We start from the raw sequence: 17,310 nt of genomic DNA, 5'->3' as shown, positions 1-17,310 counted from the left end.
AGAATTAAAAACGGATGATGATTCTGTGCACTCCATCTTGTCAAATGTTCATTCTTCCTATATAATGAGGTATATAAGTTAGGAGGAGTGCGTGAGTAGAAAGACAATGATTCTTTGTTTGATTGGTTGCTTTATAATGTGTGGTGTATTAGTATCAAGTGCTGTATACTTTGGCCAAGCTAGAAAGGCACATCCTACGAAAGTAGCTGCAAATTATCCTACCAGTCAAGAAAAGCCAAAAAATTCGTCAAAAGAGTCTAAATTAGTCACTCGTGTTTCGTCAAAGAGTATAGAAGAAAAGCAGAAAGTCATGGAATCTGATTTGCCTGTAATGGAAGCCTATGGTTTGTATTATGATTATGCTAATCTAAATTTGGTTCAAGTTGTAAAGGCTTATCTAGATGAGATGGGAATAGAGCATTCGCAGGTTGCATTTTCTTATAAGGACTTAACGAGTGGACAAATCTACGCTATGAATGAAACGCAACCGATGACAGCGGGCTCGACTTACAAATTGCCATTAAATATGTTGGTCGTTGATGAGGTAGAAAAAGGAAATTTATCAATGACCGAGCGGTTTGATATTACCCATACTCGCTATGAGTATATCGGTGAACATAATAACTATGTAGCAGCATTTAATGGGACCATGAGCATCCCTGAAATGCAGGAGTATTCCCTTCTTTATTCTGAAAATACGCCAGCTTATGCCTTAGCTGAGCGCTTAGGTGGCTTGGATAAAGCCTATACAATGTATCAGCGCTATGGAAAAGGCAAGGGGGAAGTTGAGACGATCAACCAACAAAATCAAACCACGACTGACTATTATATTCAGGTTTTGGATTACCTTTGGAAACATCAGGAAAAGTATAAAGATCTTTTGTATTATATCGGTGAATCTTTTCCAAACGAATACTATAAACGATATGTAAGAGACATTCCAATCTACCAAAAGCCAGGTTATGTTGCAGAGGCATTAAATGTAGATGCAGTTGTGTGTGAGGAAAAGCCTTATTTGATTGCCCTTTATACAGCAGGACTGGGAGGAACGACTTCAGAGAGTGATGAAATCAGTGGTGTTGGTATTACGCAAGTTGGACAATTGGCCTATGTCATCAATGAATGGCATCGAGTGAATATGAATTAAGATACGTATATTTATAGGGCGAAGGACACGTTGTAAAAAGAACAAATTTCAGAAAAATGTAAGGGCTCTCTTTAAGATTGAAGCCCTTTTGTGTTATAATAAGAGCAGAATGTAAAAAAAGGACCACAAGGATATCATGATTAACAAAGAGCATTATCGTTACATTAGAGAACATCCTGCTTTTAAAAATTTGCCAGTTGAATATTTTGATAAAATAGCTGTTGAGATTCAATTTCGCAAAGTGCCAAAAGGGCAAATTATTTTCTTTTCTGGAGATAAGCGAGAGCGACTTTTTTTGATTTATAAGGGCTATGTTCGGATTGAGCAGTATGATCAGACAGATTCGTTTAATTACATTGATTATGTGAAAGAAAATACCATGTTTCCTTATGGTGGCATGTTTGAAGATAAAGATTATCATTATTCTGGGATTTCTGTGACGGATTTAGAATACTTTTCGATTCCTGTTGACTTGTATGAATACTATTCCAAACAAATTATAGAGCAAATGTTATTCATTACGCATAAGTTATCAAATATTTTGCGTTTCCATGAATTACGCTTGCGAAATTCCGTTTTAGCGAGTGCGACAGAGCGAGTTATCCAAGCGATTTCAATTTTATGTATTGATTTTTGTCAAGATAGAGATGATATTCCTTTTGCCCTTAGTATGAAAGAATTAGCCAAGTTGGGGGCGACCACTCGTGAAACAGTTAATCAAGTGTTGAAAAAATTAACAGAAGAAAACATTATTCAATATAATCGAAAGAAACTCGTCTTTTTGAATAAAGAATACTTTTTAAAGTATTTTGAAGATATGTAGAAAAGAAGGACAGAATTGCAGTCCAAAAAGCAATTTTTGGTCCTTTTTTAATTTAGAAACCTAAACATTTAAAAATATCCTCAAAAACTTCATTTGTTTCTAAAAAATAATTATTCATAAAACCAATAAAATGCATAAAATATTTATAGAAAGCGTTTTATTTTGAAATAATATTAGAATTTATTTTAAAAAAAGCAAAGGATTTGGCATTTTAAATGTATAATTGATTGTGAAAGCGCAAACAAAAGATATTACAATATAACATGTAAATAGAACTTAAGGAAACTTAAGTCACAAAGAAAAAAGAGGAGGACATAAGATGTCTACACATCCTATTCATGTTTTCTCAGAAATAGGAAAACTGAAAAAAGTTATGCTACATCGTCCTGGTAAAGAGTTGGAAAACTTGATGCCAGACCATTTGGAACGTCTACTTTTTGACGATATTCCATTTTTGGAAGATGCTCAAAAAGAACACGATGCATTCGCAGACGCTCTACGTAAAGAAGGTATTGAAGTTCTTTACCTCGAAAAATTGACTGCTGAATCATTGACTTCTCCAGAAATTCGTAATGAATTTATTGAAGAATATCTGAATGAAGCAAATATTCGCGGAGCACAAACAAAAGTTGCTATCCGTGATATTCTTCATGGTATAGAAGATAATCTTGAATTGGTTGAAAAGACAATGGCTGGTTTCCAAAAAGCTGAACTGCCAGAAATTCCAGCAGACGCCAAAGGTTTGACGGATTTGGTAGAATCTGACTATCCATTTGCCATTGATCCAATGCCAAACCTTTACTTCACTCGTGACCCATTTGCAACAATTGGGAATGCTGTCTCACTGAATCACATGTATTCAGATACACGTAATCGTGAAACACTTTATGGTAAATACATTTTTAAACACCATCCAGTATATGGTGGCAATGTTGAATTGGTTTATAACCGTGAAGAAACAACTCGTATCGAAGGTGGAGATGAACTCGTTCTTTCTAAAGATGTTCTTGCAGTAGGTATTTCACAACGTACAGACGCAGCATCTATTGAAAAACTCTTGGTCAATATCTTTAAGAAGAATGTTGGCTTTAAGAAAGTGATTGCATTTGAATTTGCTAATAATCGTAAATTCATGCACTTAGATACGGTCTTCACAATGGTTGATTATGATAAATTCACTATTCATCCAGAAATTGAAGGCGATCTTCGCGTTTACTCTGTTACTTATGAAAATGAAAAACTTCATATTGCAGAAGAAAAAGGCGATTTGGCTGAATTGTTAGCTAAGAATCTTGGTATTGACAAAGTTCATTTGATTCGTTGCGGTGGCGGAAATGCTGTTGCAGCTGCTCGTGAACAATGGAACGACGGTTCAAACACCCTTACGATTGCACCAGGTGTAGTAGTGGTATATGACCGTAACGTTGTTACAAATAAGATTCTTGAAGAATACGGACTTCGTTTGATTAAGATTCGCGGAAGTGAATTGGTTCGCGGTCGTGGTGGACCTCGTTGTATGTCAATGCCGTTTGAACGTGAAGAACTTTAAGATTAGAAAGAGGAAATAATAGAATGACAAACTCAGTGTTCCAAGGACGCAGCTTCTTGGCAGAAAAAGATTTTACACGTGCAGAATTAGAATACCTTATTGGTTTAGCAGCTCACTTGAAAGATTTGAAGAAACGCAATATTGAACATCACTACTTAGCAGGTAAAAATATTGCTCTCTTGTTTGAAAAAACTTCAACTCGTACTCGTGCAGCTTTCACAACAGCAGCGATTGATCTTGGCGCTCATCCAGAATATTTAGGAGCTAATGACATTCAGCTTGGTAAGAAAGAATCTACTGAAGATACTGCTAAAGTATTGGGACGTATGTTTGACGGGATTGAATTCCGCGGATTCAGCCAACGCATGGTAGAAGAATTAGCAGAATTCTCAGGTGTTCCTGTATGGAATGGTTTGACAGACGAATGGCATCCAACTCAAATGTTAGCTGACTATTTGACAGTTCAAGAAAACTTTGGTCGTTTGGAAGGCTTGACTCTTGTCTATTGTGGTGATGGACGTAACAACGTTGCAAACAGCCTTCTTGTAACAGGTGCTATCCTCGGTGTGAATGTGCACATCTTCTCTCCAAAAGAACTCTTCCCTGCTGAAGAGATTGTGAAATTGGCAGAAGGATATGCAAAAGAAAGTGGCGCACATGTCTTAATCACTGACAATGCAGATGAAGCTGTTAAAGGTGCAGATGTCCTTTACACAGACGTTTGGGTATCTATGGGTGAAGAAGACAAATTTGCAGAACGTGTAGCCCTTTTGAAACCTTACCAAGTAAATATGGACTTGGTTAAGAAAGCTGACAATGAAGATTTGATTTTCTTACACTGCTTACCAGCTTTCCATGATACAAATACTGTCTATGGTAAAGACGTTGCTGAAAAATTCGGCGTTGAAGAAATGGAAGTAACTGACGAAGTATTCCGCAGCAAATACGCTCGCCAATTTGACCAAGCTGAAAACCGTATGCATACTATTAAAGCAGTTATGGCAGCAACTCTTGGTAACCTTTATATTCCAAAAGTATAATTTAAAACCAAAACCGTTTACCAACAGCTATGAGGGCTGCGACTAATAGCTTTAGTCCAGTCCTCATTTTTGATAGTGCTCGTGTTCATTTTAGTATGATGTTAATAGAGGAAAAAGGCGATAGAACAAACAACCATAATTACTGATGCAGTCACTCTCAGAGAAATGTAGTCTGAGACAATGCTATTCTAACCTCATTCCTACGTTTGTTGCAGCTGGATTCTATCTTGGACTACTAAAATGAAATTGAAACACTATAATGAGAAAACTCTAAGGAGGCTAATTATTTATGGCAAATCGGAAAATCGTTGTGGCTTTGGGAGGAAATGCCATCCTTTCATCTGATCCATCAGCTAAAGCACAACAAGAAGCATTAGCAGAAACAGCAAGTCATCTTGTAAAATTGATTAAAAATGGTGATGACTTGATTATCACTCATGGAAATGGACCGCAAGTTGGAAATCTTTTATTGCAACATTTAGCAGCAGATTCTGAAAAAAATCCAGCATTCCCGCTTGATTCGCTCGTTGCGATGACAGAAGGAAGTATCGGCTACTGGTTGCAAAATGCTCTTCAAAATGCTTTACGTGAAGAAGGGATTGAAAAAGAAGTTGCTTCTGTTGTGACACAAGTCGTGGTTGACAAAAACGACCCAGCTTTCACAAATTTGAGCAAACCAATCGGACCATTCTACACAGAGGAAGAAGCAAAAGCAGAAGCTGAAAAGAGTGGAGCTACTTTCAAAGAAGATGCTGGACGTGGCTGGAGAAAAGTAGTTGCTTCACCAAAACCAGTTGGAATCAAAGAAATTGAAACTATTCGTACACTCATCAATGCAGGACATGTCGTTGTGGCTGCTGGTGGTGGCGGCATTCCTGTTATCAAGGAAGACAATGGTCATCTTGCCGGCGTAGAAGCAGTAATTGACAAAGACTTTGCTTCACAATGTCTGGCTGAATTGGTCGAAGCAGATCTTTTCATTGTCTTGACAGGTGTTGACTATGTTTATGTGAACTACAATAAACCAGATCAAGCTAAGTTAGAGCGTGTTAATGTAGCTCAGCTTGAAGAATACATCAAGCAAGAACAGTTTGCACCAGGAAGTATGTTACCTAAAGTGCAAGCAGCTATTGCCTTTGTAAATGATCGACCAGAAGGCGAAGCTGTCATTACTTCTCTTGAAAACTTAGGTGCTTTAATTGAGTCTGAAAGCGGAACGATTATTGAAAAAGGATAACAGAGTGTTATCATTTATAAGTTTAAGACTGTAATAAAACTTTTTAAAACAATGTCGGTGTTTCCTATTTTTAGATTTGCTTTCTTTAAGTCTATTTTACTGTTGTAAAATGATAATTTTTTTGAAAATGACTAGTATTTTTCATTTGAATATGTTAAAATATAGTCAAAGGAAGCGCTTTCTGAAAATGGGATTCGGTTAAATTTTTACAATTTGTTACATTTAGGAGGAAAACAAATGAGTGAAAAAGCAAAAAAAGGGTTTAAGATGCCGTCATCTTATACCGTTTTGATGATTATCATTGCCATTATGGCAGTATTGACCTGGATTATTCCAGCTGGTCAATATGATGCTGATAAGTCTGGTAATCTAATTACAGGAACCTATAAGACTGTTGCTCAAAATCCACAAGGGATTTGGGATGTCTTAATGGCTCCGATTCGTGCTATGCTTGGGAAAGAACCAACATCAGCAGCAATTGATGTTGCCTTCTTTATTCTGATGGTTGGTGGTTTCCTTGGTGTTGTCAATGAAACAGGTGCCCTTGATGTAGGGATTGCTTCTATCGTGAAGAAGTACAAAGGCCGCGAAAAGATGTTGATTTTAGTCTTGATGCCTCTGTTTGCTCTTGGCGGATCCACTTATGGTATGGGTGAAGAAACCATGGCTTTCTATCCACTTCTTGTGCCAGTTATGATGGCAGTAGGATTTGATAGTTTGACCGCGGTAGCCATTATCCTTCTTGGTTCTCAAATTGGATGTTTGGCTTCTACTCTAAACCCATTTGCTACAGGTATAGCTTCTGCGACAGCAGGTGTAGGTACTGGTGACGGTATCGTTCTTCGGTTAATCTTCTTTGTTGTAATGACAGCACTTGGTACGTATTTCGTTTATCGTTATGCGGATAAGATTCAAAAAGATCCGACAAAATCTTTGGTTTACAGTCATCGTGAAGAAGATTTGAAGCACTTTAATGTAGATGCAGTTGCTAATGTAGAATCTACTCTTAGCAAGAAACAAAAACAAGTGTTGGTACTCTTTGTCTTGACCTTTGTTCTCATGATTATGAGTTTCATTCCATGGACAGACTTGAAGGTAACTATTTTTGAAAGTTTCAATAAATGGTTGATTGGACTTCCGTTCATTGGTAAGATTGTTGGTAGTTCAACATCTGCTTTGGGTACCTGGTACTTCCCAGAAGGGGCAATGCTCTTTATGGTAATGGGTATCATCATTGGTTTTGTTTACCGCATGAAAGAAAGCCGCTTTATCACTGTCTTTATCAATGGTGCGGCTGATCTTCTAAGTGTTGCGCTTATCGTAGCTGTTGCGCGTGGTATTCAAGTTATCATGAACGATGGTATGATTACGGCCACAATCCTTCACTGGGGTGAAGTAGGACTGAAAGGTCTATCATCTCAAGTATTTATCGTATTGACTTACATTTTCTATCTGCCAATGTCATTCCTTATCCCATCAACATCTGGTCTTGCCAGTGCAACAATGGGTATCATGGCACCTCTTGGAAAATTCGTCAACGTTCCAGCAAGCTTGATTATCACCGCTTACCAATCTGCTTCTGGTCTTTTGAACCTTGTTACTCCAACATCTGGTATCGTTATGGGGGCACTTGCTCTTGGACGTATTGATTTGGGTACTTGGTGGAAATTCGTTGCAAAATTGGTTGCAGGAATCTTTGTAGTAAGTATTCTACTTCTTATTTTAGGAACTTTCTTATAATAAGAAATTAATGAGGTGTTCTCTATGAAACAATTTTTAACCGAAAAAATTAAGTCTGATTATTTAGAATCGCTGAAAACGATCGTTTCCTACCCGTCAGTTCTTAATGAAGGGGAAAATGGAACACCTTTCGGACAATCTATTCAAAACGTCTTAGAAAAAACGCTAGAGATCACTAGGAGTTTAGGTTTTAAAACTTACATTGATCCTAAAGGCTATTATGGATATGCAGAAATCGGTCAGGGAGAAGAACTCCTGGCCGTTCTCTGCCATTTAGACGTTGTTCCAGCGGGAGATTTGTCCGATTGGGAAACTCCTCCATTTGAAGCAACTATAAAAGATGGTTGGATACATGGACGTGGGGTGCAAGATGATAAAGGTCCGTCCCTAGCTGCACTTTATGCTGTTAAAGCATTGATGGATGCAGGTGTGACATTTAACAAGCGGATTCGTTTCATCTATGGTACAGACGAAGAAACTCTGTGGCGCTGTATGGCTCGTTACAATGAGCTGGAGGAAACAGCGACGCTTGGTTTTGCACCGGATTCTTCTTTCCCGCTGACTTATGCTGAAAAAGGTTTGCTGCAGATTAAGTTACATGGTTCAGGTTCGCAAGAACTTGCTATTGAAGCAGGAGAAGCCTTTAATGTTGTACCTGCAAAAGCAAGCTATACGGGAAATTTAGCAGATTCATTAGAAGCTGAATTGAAAAAACAGGCTTTTGAATACGAACGAACTGCAGATACAGTAACAGTCATTGGTGTCCCTAAGCATTCAAAAGATGCAGCTGAGGGAGTGAATGCTATTGTACGTTTGGCAACAGGGCTAAATCCGCTTATTCAACACTCTGCCATTCAATTTATCGCTGAAGCAGTTAGGGAAGATGCTACAGGCAGCCGCTTGTTTGGTGAAATTTCAGATGAGCCTTCAGGAACCTTGTCCTTCAATATCTCTGGATTAACCATAAATCCAGACAAGTCTGAAATTCGGATTGACATGCGGATTCCAGTTCTTGCAGACAAAGATAAATTAGTACAGGAATTAAGCCAACTTGCTGAAGAATATCAATTGCGTTATGAAGAATTTGACTATCTTGCACCATTATATGTGCCGCTTGATAGTGAATTGGTCAGCACGTTAATGGCTGTCTATAAAGAAAAAACAAATGATAATAGTCCTGCTGTGTCCTCTGGTGGTGCTACATTTGCTCGCACCATGCCAAATTGCGTGGCCTTTGGCGCACTTTTCCCTGGTGCTTTGCAAACAGAACATCAAGCGAATGAACGAACTGTGATTGAGAATTTGTATAAAGCCATGGACATCTATGCTGAAACGATTTATCGCTTAGCTGGAAAATAGTTAGAAGAAAAAAGCTGAGAGTGGACAAAAATGTCCATTCTCAGCTTTTTCATACTTAAAAAGGTTATTCTTTACTAAAGAAGAACGGGGGTGCAAATTGTTTTAATTTGTTAAAACAGTCTTGTGCTTTTTGATTGTCCTCGCAGATAATCAAGCAGACATCATCACCGCAGACCGTTGCGACAATTTCGGAAAATTCTAGAGCATCTAAGATAGAGCCGAATGATTGTGCCAATCCAGGAAGAGTTTTCATGACAACTTGATGTTGAACAGGACGCAACATAATCAAGGCATCTTCCATATAGAGACGCAGGCGTTTTTCCCAGCGTGAAGGTGCCATGCTATTGATAATATAATAAGAAATATCTGCTTCGTGTACTTTTACTAAGTTCAAAGCTTTAATGTCTCGAGAAAGTGTGGATTGCGTCACTGTAACGCCATTTGCTGAAAGCAAATCTTGTAATTCTTGTTGTGTGTGAATTTTTTTCTCTAGGACAAGCGAGCGAATGAGTCGATGACGGCTTTCAATTTTATTCATATTTCACCTATTATTTTATAAACATAGCATCTCCAAAGCTGAAAAAGCGGTATTTTTCATCAATGGCATGCTGATAAGCAGAGAGCACTAATTCTCGACCTGCAAAGGCTGAAACGAGCATGACGAGAGTGGACTTTGGAAGGTGGAAATTGGTAGAAAAAGCATCTACGATTTTCCAATCGTAGCCAGGTTTAATAAAGATGTTGGTCCAACCAGAGTCAGCTTTGATTTCCCCGTTAAACTTTGAACCGATTGTCTCCAAAGTACGGATAGAAGTCGTTCCGACCGCTATAACACGTTTCCCGCTGGCTTTGACCTGTCGAAGCGTGTCAGCTGCTTCTTCAGACAGTGTATAGAATTCTGAATGCATCTCGTGTTCATCTACATTGTCTACAGAGACAGGACGGAAGGTTCCTAGACCAACATGAAGCGTCAGATAGACTAATTTCACACCTTTAGCTTCAATCTGAGCCAGCAGCTCTTTGGTAAAATGAAGCCCGGCAGTAGGAGCAGCCGCTGAGCCATTTTCTTTAGCATAAACAGTCTGATAGCGTTCACGGTCTTTTAATTTTTCATGAATATAAGGCGGCAAGGGCATTTCGCCCAGACTTTCAAGCACTTCCAAGAAAATCCCTTGGTAATGGAAACGTACAATTCGTCCGCCGTGTTCTAATTCTTCTAAGACAGTTGCTGTTAAGCGCCCGTCACCAAAAGATATAGCTGCTCCGACTTTTAAGCGCTTGGCGGGCTTAGCCAGTACTTCCCAATCATCTCCTGCGATGTTTTTCAACAGTAGTAATTCAACATGTCCGCCTGTTTCAGGCTTTTCACCATGAAGGCGTGCTGGCAAGACGCGCGTATCATTCATGACCAAAGCATCTCCAGGATGTAATTGATCAATAATCTCATCGAAGTGAGTATCTTCCAGTTGACCAGTTTCGTGATTTACGACCAAGAGGCGTGAAGCATCTCGTTTTTCTAAAGGGGTTTGTGCAATTAACTCTTCTGGTAAATGAAAGTCAAAATCAGCAGTATTCATACATTCTCCTTAAGCTGTAAATAAAATCCATAATGAATAACAAGAAGCGACAAGTGGTAGGAACATGAGTAAAATACCTAAAATCAGTAAGGCATAATGCCACATTCGCTTGGTGTTGAGAAAGATTGCAGTAATAAGAAAAGCAACTCCCATGAAAAATAAACAGAACAAATAGATTAACATTCTTCTATTATAGCACGATTTTTCTTGCAAACAAGCTCGGATTCTTTAAAAAGGGACAAATTCTCTTGACAAAAATTGGTCTATACCATATAATATAATTAAATAAGGAAAAGGAGTTTAGCGATGAGAATTATTCAAGTGGAAAATCAAGTAGACGGTGGTAGAGTAGCCTTTGAATTGTTAAAAGAAAAATTAGCTGAAGGAGCAAAAACGATAGGTTTGGCAACAGGAAGCAGTCCTTTGAGTTTTTATGAGCAAATTGTTGAAAGTGATCTTGATTTGTCAGGCTTAACCAGTGTGAATCTAGACGAGTACATAGGATTAAGTGGGGAAAATCCTCAGTCTTATCGTTATTTTATGCAAGAACATTTATTTAATCGAAAGCCTTTTAAAGAAAGCTTTTTACCAAATGGTGTTGCTGAAGACGCGGAAGCAGAAGTGAAACGCTACAACCAAATTTTGGTAGAGCATCCTGTTGATTTGCAAATTTTAGGAATTGGCACTAATGGTCATATTGGTTTTAATGAGCCGGGAACAAGTTTTGACAGTACGGTTCATGTAGTGGATTTGGAGCAATCAACTATTGAAGCGAATGCTCGTTTCTTTGATAAAATAGAAGATGTACCGACGCAAGCTTATTCAATGGGGATTCGGAATATTCTCGATGCAAAATCTATTATTTTATTTGCTTATGGTGCTTCAAAAGCTAAAGCGATTGCAGGAACAGTAGAAGGACCGATTACAGAAGAACTACCAGGAAGCGTCCTTCAAAAACATGAAGATGTTGTCATTATCGCAGATAAAGAAGCTTTAAGCATTTTGAAAAAATAAGAATCTATTTCCTATCTAATTTTTAGGTGGTTTTTTTGACATTTTGAAAAAAGTTCGTTATCTTATGGATAAAGTGTGCTATACTAGAAGATAAGTGAGAACTTAGGAGGATTCTAGTGAAAAAGCTGTTAGCTATTGTTTGTCTTTTTGTGTTGTATGTGGGAGTAACTGCTGCTCGTGCAGATGAGTTGGTTGATATGGCACAAAAAATGTATCCAAACGAGAAGATCAATCCAATCAATCGACCTAAATCGTCCTTGATTGTAGATGCTAATACGGGAAATATCCTTTGGCAAGACAATATTGATGAAGTTCGTGATCCTGCCAGTATGAGCAAATTGATGACCTTGTATTTAGTTTTTGAAGCAATTCAGCAAGGAAAGTTGAGCGAAAATACAGTTATCAAAGCGACACCACGTGATCAGGCTATTGCAAATATTTACGAGATTTCCAACAATAAAATAGTAGCCGGTGTAGATTATACTGTTTCTGAATTGATTACCATGACAGCAGTTCCTTCATCAAATGCAACGACAGTTATGTTGGCGAATTATCTATCAAACAATGATCCAGATACATTTTTGGACATGATGAATGCTAAGGCAAAAGAATTGGGTATGACCAATACAAAATGGTTCAATGCTAGCGGAGCTGCAGCTGTTTCTTTCAAAGGCTTGTATACTCCACAACGGTATGATAACAATGTAGCCAATCAGACAACGGCGCGCGATTTAGCCATTTTAGGGTACCATTTTGTCAAGAATTATCCAAATATTTTAAATTACACCAATAAACCAGTCGTAACGGTAAAAAAGGGAACGCCGTATGAAGAAACCTTTGAAACCTATAATTACTCACTTCCCGGTGCCAAATATGGCATTGAAGGCGTCGAAGGTTTAAAGACGGGGTCAAGTCCACGAGGAGCTTTTAATTACATCGCAACGATTAAGCGAGGGGAACAACGTTTGATTAGTGTTATCATGGGAGTTGGGAATTGGTCTGACCAAGACGGAGAATATTACCGCCATCCATTTGGCAATGCCTTGATTGAGAAAGCTTATGCTGATTATGAGTACAAAAAAATTTTCAAGGCTGGAGAACAAACAATCAATGGAAAAAGATATAACCTGTCAAAAGATTTCTATGCAACAGTGAAAAAAGGCACAGCAGCAAAAGCAGTTGTGGAAAATGACGTATTGAAAAATGATAATGGTTTGGAGCAACTTTCTTCGCTTATTTCAAACGGAGATAATGTCACAGAAGTAAAGAATACAGCAATTAAAAACAGTACAGCTAAATCAACTGTAAAAACTACAACAGCAAAATCTAGCGGAAAAAGTTTGAAGCAACTCTTTTTAGATTATCACATTCTGGTCGCAGTTCCGTTGCTTATTCTTTTGCTCATTGTCGTTTTTGAAGCAACGAAACGTAAGCAAAGAAGAAAACAGCGTACGACTAACGATACACAACTATCTCGTTGTCAGAAACGTTAATTACTCATTTGTAGAATAGAAAGCTCGATTGGTTGATCCAGTCGAGTTTTGTCACCTTTTTTAAGGGGAAGGAAAATCATGTTTAGGAAATTTCAAAATAGCTATTTTGCTTATTTTTTGATGTATGATTTTTATTTTTTATCGTATTCGCTTTTTTCGACTTTAATTTCAGTTTATATGTTGGATAAAGGCTATTCAGCTAGTCAGGTTTCGCTGGTTGTTTCCGCCTCGTTCTTTTCTTCAATGATTGTGCAGCCTATTATGGGTGTTTTAAATGATATGATTGGCATTAAAAAAGTAACCATTTATAGTTTCCTTCTGATTATTGTGGGAGCAATCTTTTTCATGCAAGCCAATAATCTCATGCTGTTGACAATTTGGTATAGTGCTGTTTTAATGTTGGTAAATGGTGTCAACCCTGTTATGGATGTGCTGGCGGCTCAAAGTCCTTATACTTATGGGAAAATCCGTATCTGGGGGACTTTTGGTTATGCAATGGGTTCGCAATTGGCAGGATTGATTTATAAATTCATCTCTCCTCAAGCGATTTTCATCGTGTTTATCGGCATGATGTGTGTGTGCATTCTTGGAGTGCTAGGGATTGATCCGAAACACGATCAACCTCGCAAAAAGACTAAACAAACGAAAAATGATTCCTATATTGGACAGATTTTTAAAAATAAAACATATTTGTTTTACCTCGTTATTGTAGCGCTCTATTCTGGAGTGGGAAATACAGGGCATACTTATATTCCTTCTATGTTAGAGCACAGCGGTTTAAGTGTCAATATGGCAACAACTGTGGTAGCTATTTCTGTGATTTGTGAGTCACCGTTGATTTTCTTTTCTTATCTTTTTATGGATAAGATTCCAATTAAAAAATTGCTCTACATTCCTTTGGGAATTTTGCTTTTACAGTATGTAATTTATGGGTTGGATTTGGGGCTTACCTCCAAGATTCTCTTGACTTTGATGTCTAAGCACGCCACAGGCATGTTGCTGATTATGGTGACTTTGAAGATTGTTGCTAACGTAGTAGATGAGAAATATCTGGTGACAGCCATTGCCCTTGTTCAAACATCCCGAAATTTGGGAACCATTCTTATCCAAAATATTGCAGGCGATTTGATAGACCAGTCTGGCTATGAAATGATGAGCTTTTTCTTAGCTGGTGTGATGATTGCTGTTATTATTCTTGTGGCATTTTTAAAAATTCCAGAGCGAAAGAATCAAAACTTATTTGGCTAAAGCAAGAGAAGTATAAAAAAGCTGGGACGAAAACCTTCAGTTTCATAGCATATTGTATAATAAAGCAATGACGAATTAGTTTCCGGATAAGGCTCATGAAACGAGTTTTAACGTTGTTTGCTTTTTAAGCTCAAAAGAGCACTTTTGACGAAAACATCGTTTGCGTCATTCCCCACTTTGACAGTCTGAGAGACTATTAAGTAACTTTACGGGTGAGACAGAATTAAAAAATTTCAAATTTTAGTTCTGTTTTACTCTTTTTTTACGAATAATTTAAGTAAAAGGGGAAAATAATCTATGTTAATGGCTTGTCAGGAAAACGGAAAAATGCTAAATGCTGTGGAAGATACGGTAAATCCGTTGGATAGGTTTCTCTGCCCGGCTTGTAAGGAAGCGGTGCGATTTAAGAATGGCAAGGTGATGCGATCGCATTTTGCTCATATTTCCTTGAAAAACTGCCATTTTTCTACGGAAAATGAAAGTGCAGAGCACCTAAATCTGAAAGCTGCTTTGTTTACTTGGGCTAGAAAATCCAATCATGCGATTCAAGTAGAAGCTTATTTACCAGAATTGCAGCAAATCGCAGATTTGTTAGTTGAAAAACAAATTGCGCTTGAAGTTCAGTGTAGCTCGCTTAGTCAAAAACGCTTAAAAGAGCGTACGGACAGTTATCGTCAGCATGGTTATCGCGTCCTTTGGCTCTTGGGAAAGAAACTTTGGCTGAAAAATACCTTGACCAATTTACAAAAGGACTTTCTCTATTTCAGTCAAAATATGGGCTTTCATCTGTGGGAATTGGACGAACAAAAACAGCTTTTGAGGCTTAAATACTTGATTCATGAAGATTTGCATGGCAAGGTTCAGTATAAGGAGAAAAGTTTTGCTTTTGGTAAAGGAAACCTTTTAGACATCTTTCGTCAGCCATTCTGCAAGCAGGAGATGACGAGTTTTCTGGCAAAAGAAGATAAAAATATTTGCCGTTATGTGCGCCAGCAGCTCTATTATCAGCAGCCCAAATGGATGAAATGGCAGGCAGAATTGTACCAAGCAGGTGATAATTTATTAATCAAAACAGCTAGTGACTTTTATCCGCAGGTTCAGCCTGTTCGTGCCAGCTCTTTCTGCCAGATTTTTCAAGACCTCACACCTTATTACCAGCAATTTTCAGCTTATTATGAAAAGGAAAAGAATAAAAATCTCCAAATTCTCTATCCTCCAGCTTTTTATGCAAAGATTTTTGGCAATATTTATGATAAAATAGGAAAGACGGAGGAAATTTTATGGCAAAACAAAGAAATGAAATTGAAGAAAAATACACTTGGAACCTAACAACGATTTTCCCAACAGATGAAGCTTTTGAGGCAGAGTTAAGTCAAGTTTCAAAAGAATTAAAAGAAGCCAGCAACTTAGCAGGTCACCTTTTGGATTCAGCTGACAGCCTCTTAAAAACAACAGAAATCCAATTGGACTTGATGCGTCGTATCGAAAAACTCTATTCCTATGCTCACATGAAAAATGACCAAGATACGCGCGTGGCAAAATATCAAGAATACCAAGCAAAAGGAATGACCATTTATAGCGAGTTCGGACAAGCCTTTGCTTTTTATGAGCCAGAATTTATGGCAATCACAGACGAGCAATATCAGACTTTCTTAGCTGAAAAGCCTGAATTGCAAATCTATCAGCACTTCTTTGATAAGTTGCTGCAAAAGAAACCTCACATCCTTTCTCAACGTGAAGAAGAATTGTTGGCAGGAGCTGGTGAAATTTTTAGTGCTGCAGGTGATACTTTTGGAATCTTGGACAATGCTGATATTGTCTTTCCAACTGTACACGACGAAGAAGGTAATGAAGTGCAATTAACGCACGGAAATTACATTAGTTTAGTGGAGTCGAAAAATCGTACAGTCCGCAAGGAAGCTTATGAAGCGCTTTACAGCGTCTATGAGCAATATCAACACACTTACGCCAAGACTCTCCAAACGAATGTTAAAGTTCATAATTACAATGCCAAAGTTCGTAATTTTTCTTCTGCGCGTGAAGCTGCTTTGTCTGCTAACTTTATTCCAGAAAGTGTTTATGATAGCTTAGTGTCTGCGGTCAACAAACACTTGCCACTCTTACATCGCTACATTGCCCTACGTGCAAAGATTTTAGGCCTTTCTGATTTGAAAATGTATGACCTCTATACACCATTGTCAGAAGCAGATTACAAATTTACTTATGAGGAAGCCTTGATGAAAGCAGAAGAAGTCTTAGCTATCCTTGGAGAAGATTATCTAGGTCGAGTAAAAGAAGCCTTTTCAGATCGTTGGATTGATGTTTATGAAAACCAAGGCAAGCGCTCTGGGGCTTATTCTGGTGGTTCTTACGATACCAATGCTTTTATGTTGCTCAACTGGCAAGATACGTTGGACAATCTTTTCACGCTGGTTCATGAAACAGGTCACAGTATGCATTCTAGCTATACTCGTGAAAATCAGCCATACGTTTACGGAGATTATTCTATTTTCTTAGCTGAGATTGCTTCTACGACCAATGAAAATATCCTGACGGAGAAATTATTGGAAGAAGTAGATGACGATCAAACCCGCTTTGCGATTCTGAATCATTTCTTGGACGGTTTCCGTGGAACTGTTTTCCGCCAAACTCAATTTGCCGAGTTTGAACATGCCATTCACAAAGCTGACCAAGAAGGTCAAGTCTTGACGAGTGAATTTTTGAATGATTTGTACGCAGATTTGAATGAAAAATATTATGGTTTGACGAAAGAAGACAACCCACAAATTCAATACGAATGGGCTCGCATTCCGCACTTCTACTATGATTACTATGTTTTTCAATACTCAACCGGTTTCTCAGCTGCTTCTGCCTTAGCAGATAAGATTGTCAACGGAACGCAAGAAGATAAAGAGAAGTATCTCAACTACTTGAAAGCAGGAAATTCTGATTATCCGCTGAATGTCATTAAAAAAGCTGGTGTAGATATGGAAAAAGAAGACTATCTCAATGCTGCCTTTGCAGTCTTTGAACGTCGTCTTGATGAATTTGAAGTACTCGTAGAAAAGTTAGGACTGGCATAA

Annotated in this window: 14 protein-coding genes; 12 read left to right on the top strand and 2 right to left on the bottom strand. The window is 38.1% G+C overall.

Annotation, left to right across the window (positions count from 1 at the left end; genetic code table 11):
- The first annotated feature begins 91 nt into the window (after positions 1-91).
- From IYQ23_RS02005 to IYQ23_RS01975, 7 genes are all read left to right on the top strand, one after another.
- Entirely contained in the window at positions 92-1,147 is a 1,056-nt protein-coding gene (locus tag IYQ23_RS02005; RefSeq protein WP_080655058.1) for a serine hydrolase, read from the top strand.
- 136 nt (positions 1,148-1,283) lie between these two features.
- On the top strand, positions 1,284-1,970 hold the full coding sequence (locus IYQ23_RS02000) for a Crp/Fnr family transcriptional regulator (protein WP_003025412.1): 687 nt from the start codon (positions 1,284-1,286) through the stop codon (positions 1,968-1,970).
- 319 nt (positions 1,971-2,289) lie between these two features.
- Positions 2,290-3,519, top strand: coding sequence for an arginine deiminase (arcA, locus tag IYQ23_RS01995; protein ID WP_195673920.1), 1,230 nt, complete (start codon positions 2,290-2,292; stop codon positions 3,517-3,519).
- A gap of 23 nt (positions 3,520-3,542) precedes the next feature.
- Positions 3,543-4,559, top strand: a complete 1,017-nt coding sequence (gene argF / locus IYQ23_RS01990) for an ornithine carbamoyltransferase (RefSeq protein WP_021001458.1) — start codon at positions 3,543-3,545, stop codon at positions 4,557-4,559.
- Positions 4,560-4,848: 289 nt separating this feature from the next.
- Entirely contained in the window at positions 4,849-5,796 is a 948-nt protein-coding gene (gene arcC, locus IYQ23_RS01985; RefSeq protein WP_003025409.1) for a carbamate kinase, read from the top strand.
- A 237-nt stretch (positions 5,797-6,033) separates the two neighbouring features.
- Entirely contained in the window at positions 6,034-7,536 is a 1,503-nt protein-coding gene (locus IYQ23_RS01980) for a YfcC family protein (protein ID WP_003025406.1), read from the top strand.
- A gap of 24 nt (positions 7,537-7,560) precedes the next feature.
- Entirely contained in the window at positions 7,561-8,895 is a 1,335-nt protein-coding gene (locus IYQ23_RS01975; RefSeq protein ID WP_195673919.1) for a dipeptidase, read from the top strand.
- A gap of 64 nt (positions 8,896-8,959) precedes the next feature.
- On the opposite strand, the gene IYQ23_RS01970 is transcribed toward IYQ23_RS01975, so the two are convergent.
- Complete coding sequence (locus IYQ23_RS01970) at positions 8,960-9,433, bottom strand: arginine repressor (protein ID WP_003031885.1); 474 nt, start codon at positions 9,431-9,433, stop codon at positions 8,960-8,962.
- 10 nt (positions 9,434-9,443) lie between these two features.
- Positions 9,444-10,472, bottom strand: a complete 1,029-nt coding sequence (queA, locus tag IYQ23_RS01965; protein WP_106384633.1) for a tRNA preQ1(34) S-adenosylmethionine ribosyltransferase-isomerase QueA — start codon at positions 10,470-10,472, stop codon at positions 9,444-9,446.
- Positions 10,473-10,778: 306 nt separating this feature from the next.
- Between queA and IYQ23_RS01960 the strand changes: the two genes are divergently transcribed.
- The 5 genes from IYQ23_RS01960 to pepF all read left to right on the top strand — a co-directional run bounded on the left by IYQ23_RS01960 (position 10,779) and on the right by pepF (position 17,310).
- Positions 10,779-11,486, top strand: coding sequence for a glucosamine-6-phosphate deaminase (locus tag IYQ23_RS01960; protein WP_195673918.1), 708 nt, complete (start codon positions 10,779-10,781; stop codon positions 11,484-11,486).
- 116 nt (positions 11,487-11,602) lie between these two features.
- The gene (locus IYQ23_RS01955) at positions 11,603-12,979 is read left to right on the top strand and encodes a DUF1958 domain-containing protein (RefSeq protein WP_195673917.1); all 1,377 of its coding nucleotides are present in this window, start codon (positions 11,603-11,605) and stop codon (positions 12,977-12,979) included.
- Positions 12,980-13,057: 78 nt separating this feature from the next.
- The gene (locus IYQ23_RS01950; RefSeq protein ID WP_195673916.1) at positions 13,058-14,227 is read left to right on the top strand and encodes an MFS transporter; all 1,170 of its coding nucleotides are present in this window, start codon (positions 13,058-13,060) and stop codon (positions 14,225-14,227) included.
- Positions 14,228-14,524: 297 nt separating this feature from the next.
- Positions 14,525-15,556, top strand: coding sequence for a competence protein CoiA (locus tag IYQ23_RS01945; RefSeq protein WP_195672952.1), 1,032 nt, complete (start codon positions 14,525-14,527; stop codon positions 15,554-15,556).
- A complete protein-coding gene (gene pepF / locus IYQ23_RS01940; protein WP_195673915.1) occupies positions 15,508-17,310 on the top strand; it encodes an oligoendopeptidase F in 1,803 nt (600 codons plus the stop codon). Before IYQ23_RS01945 ends, pepF begins: the two co-directional genes overlap by 49 nt.

It is taken from the genome of Streptococcus sp. HF-100, from assembly GCF_015594635.1.
Classification (GTDB): Bacteria; Bacillota; Bacilli; order Lactobacillales; family Streptococcaceae; genus Streptococcus; species Streptococcus vaginalis.
The sequence above is the reverse complement of the archived record's forward strand: the minus strand, read 5'-3'. Positions and strand labels throughout refer to the sequence as shown.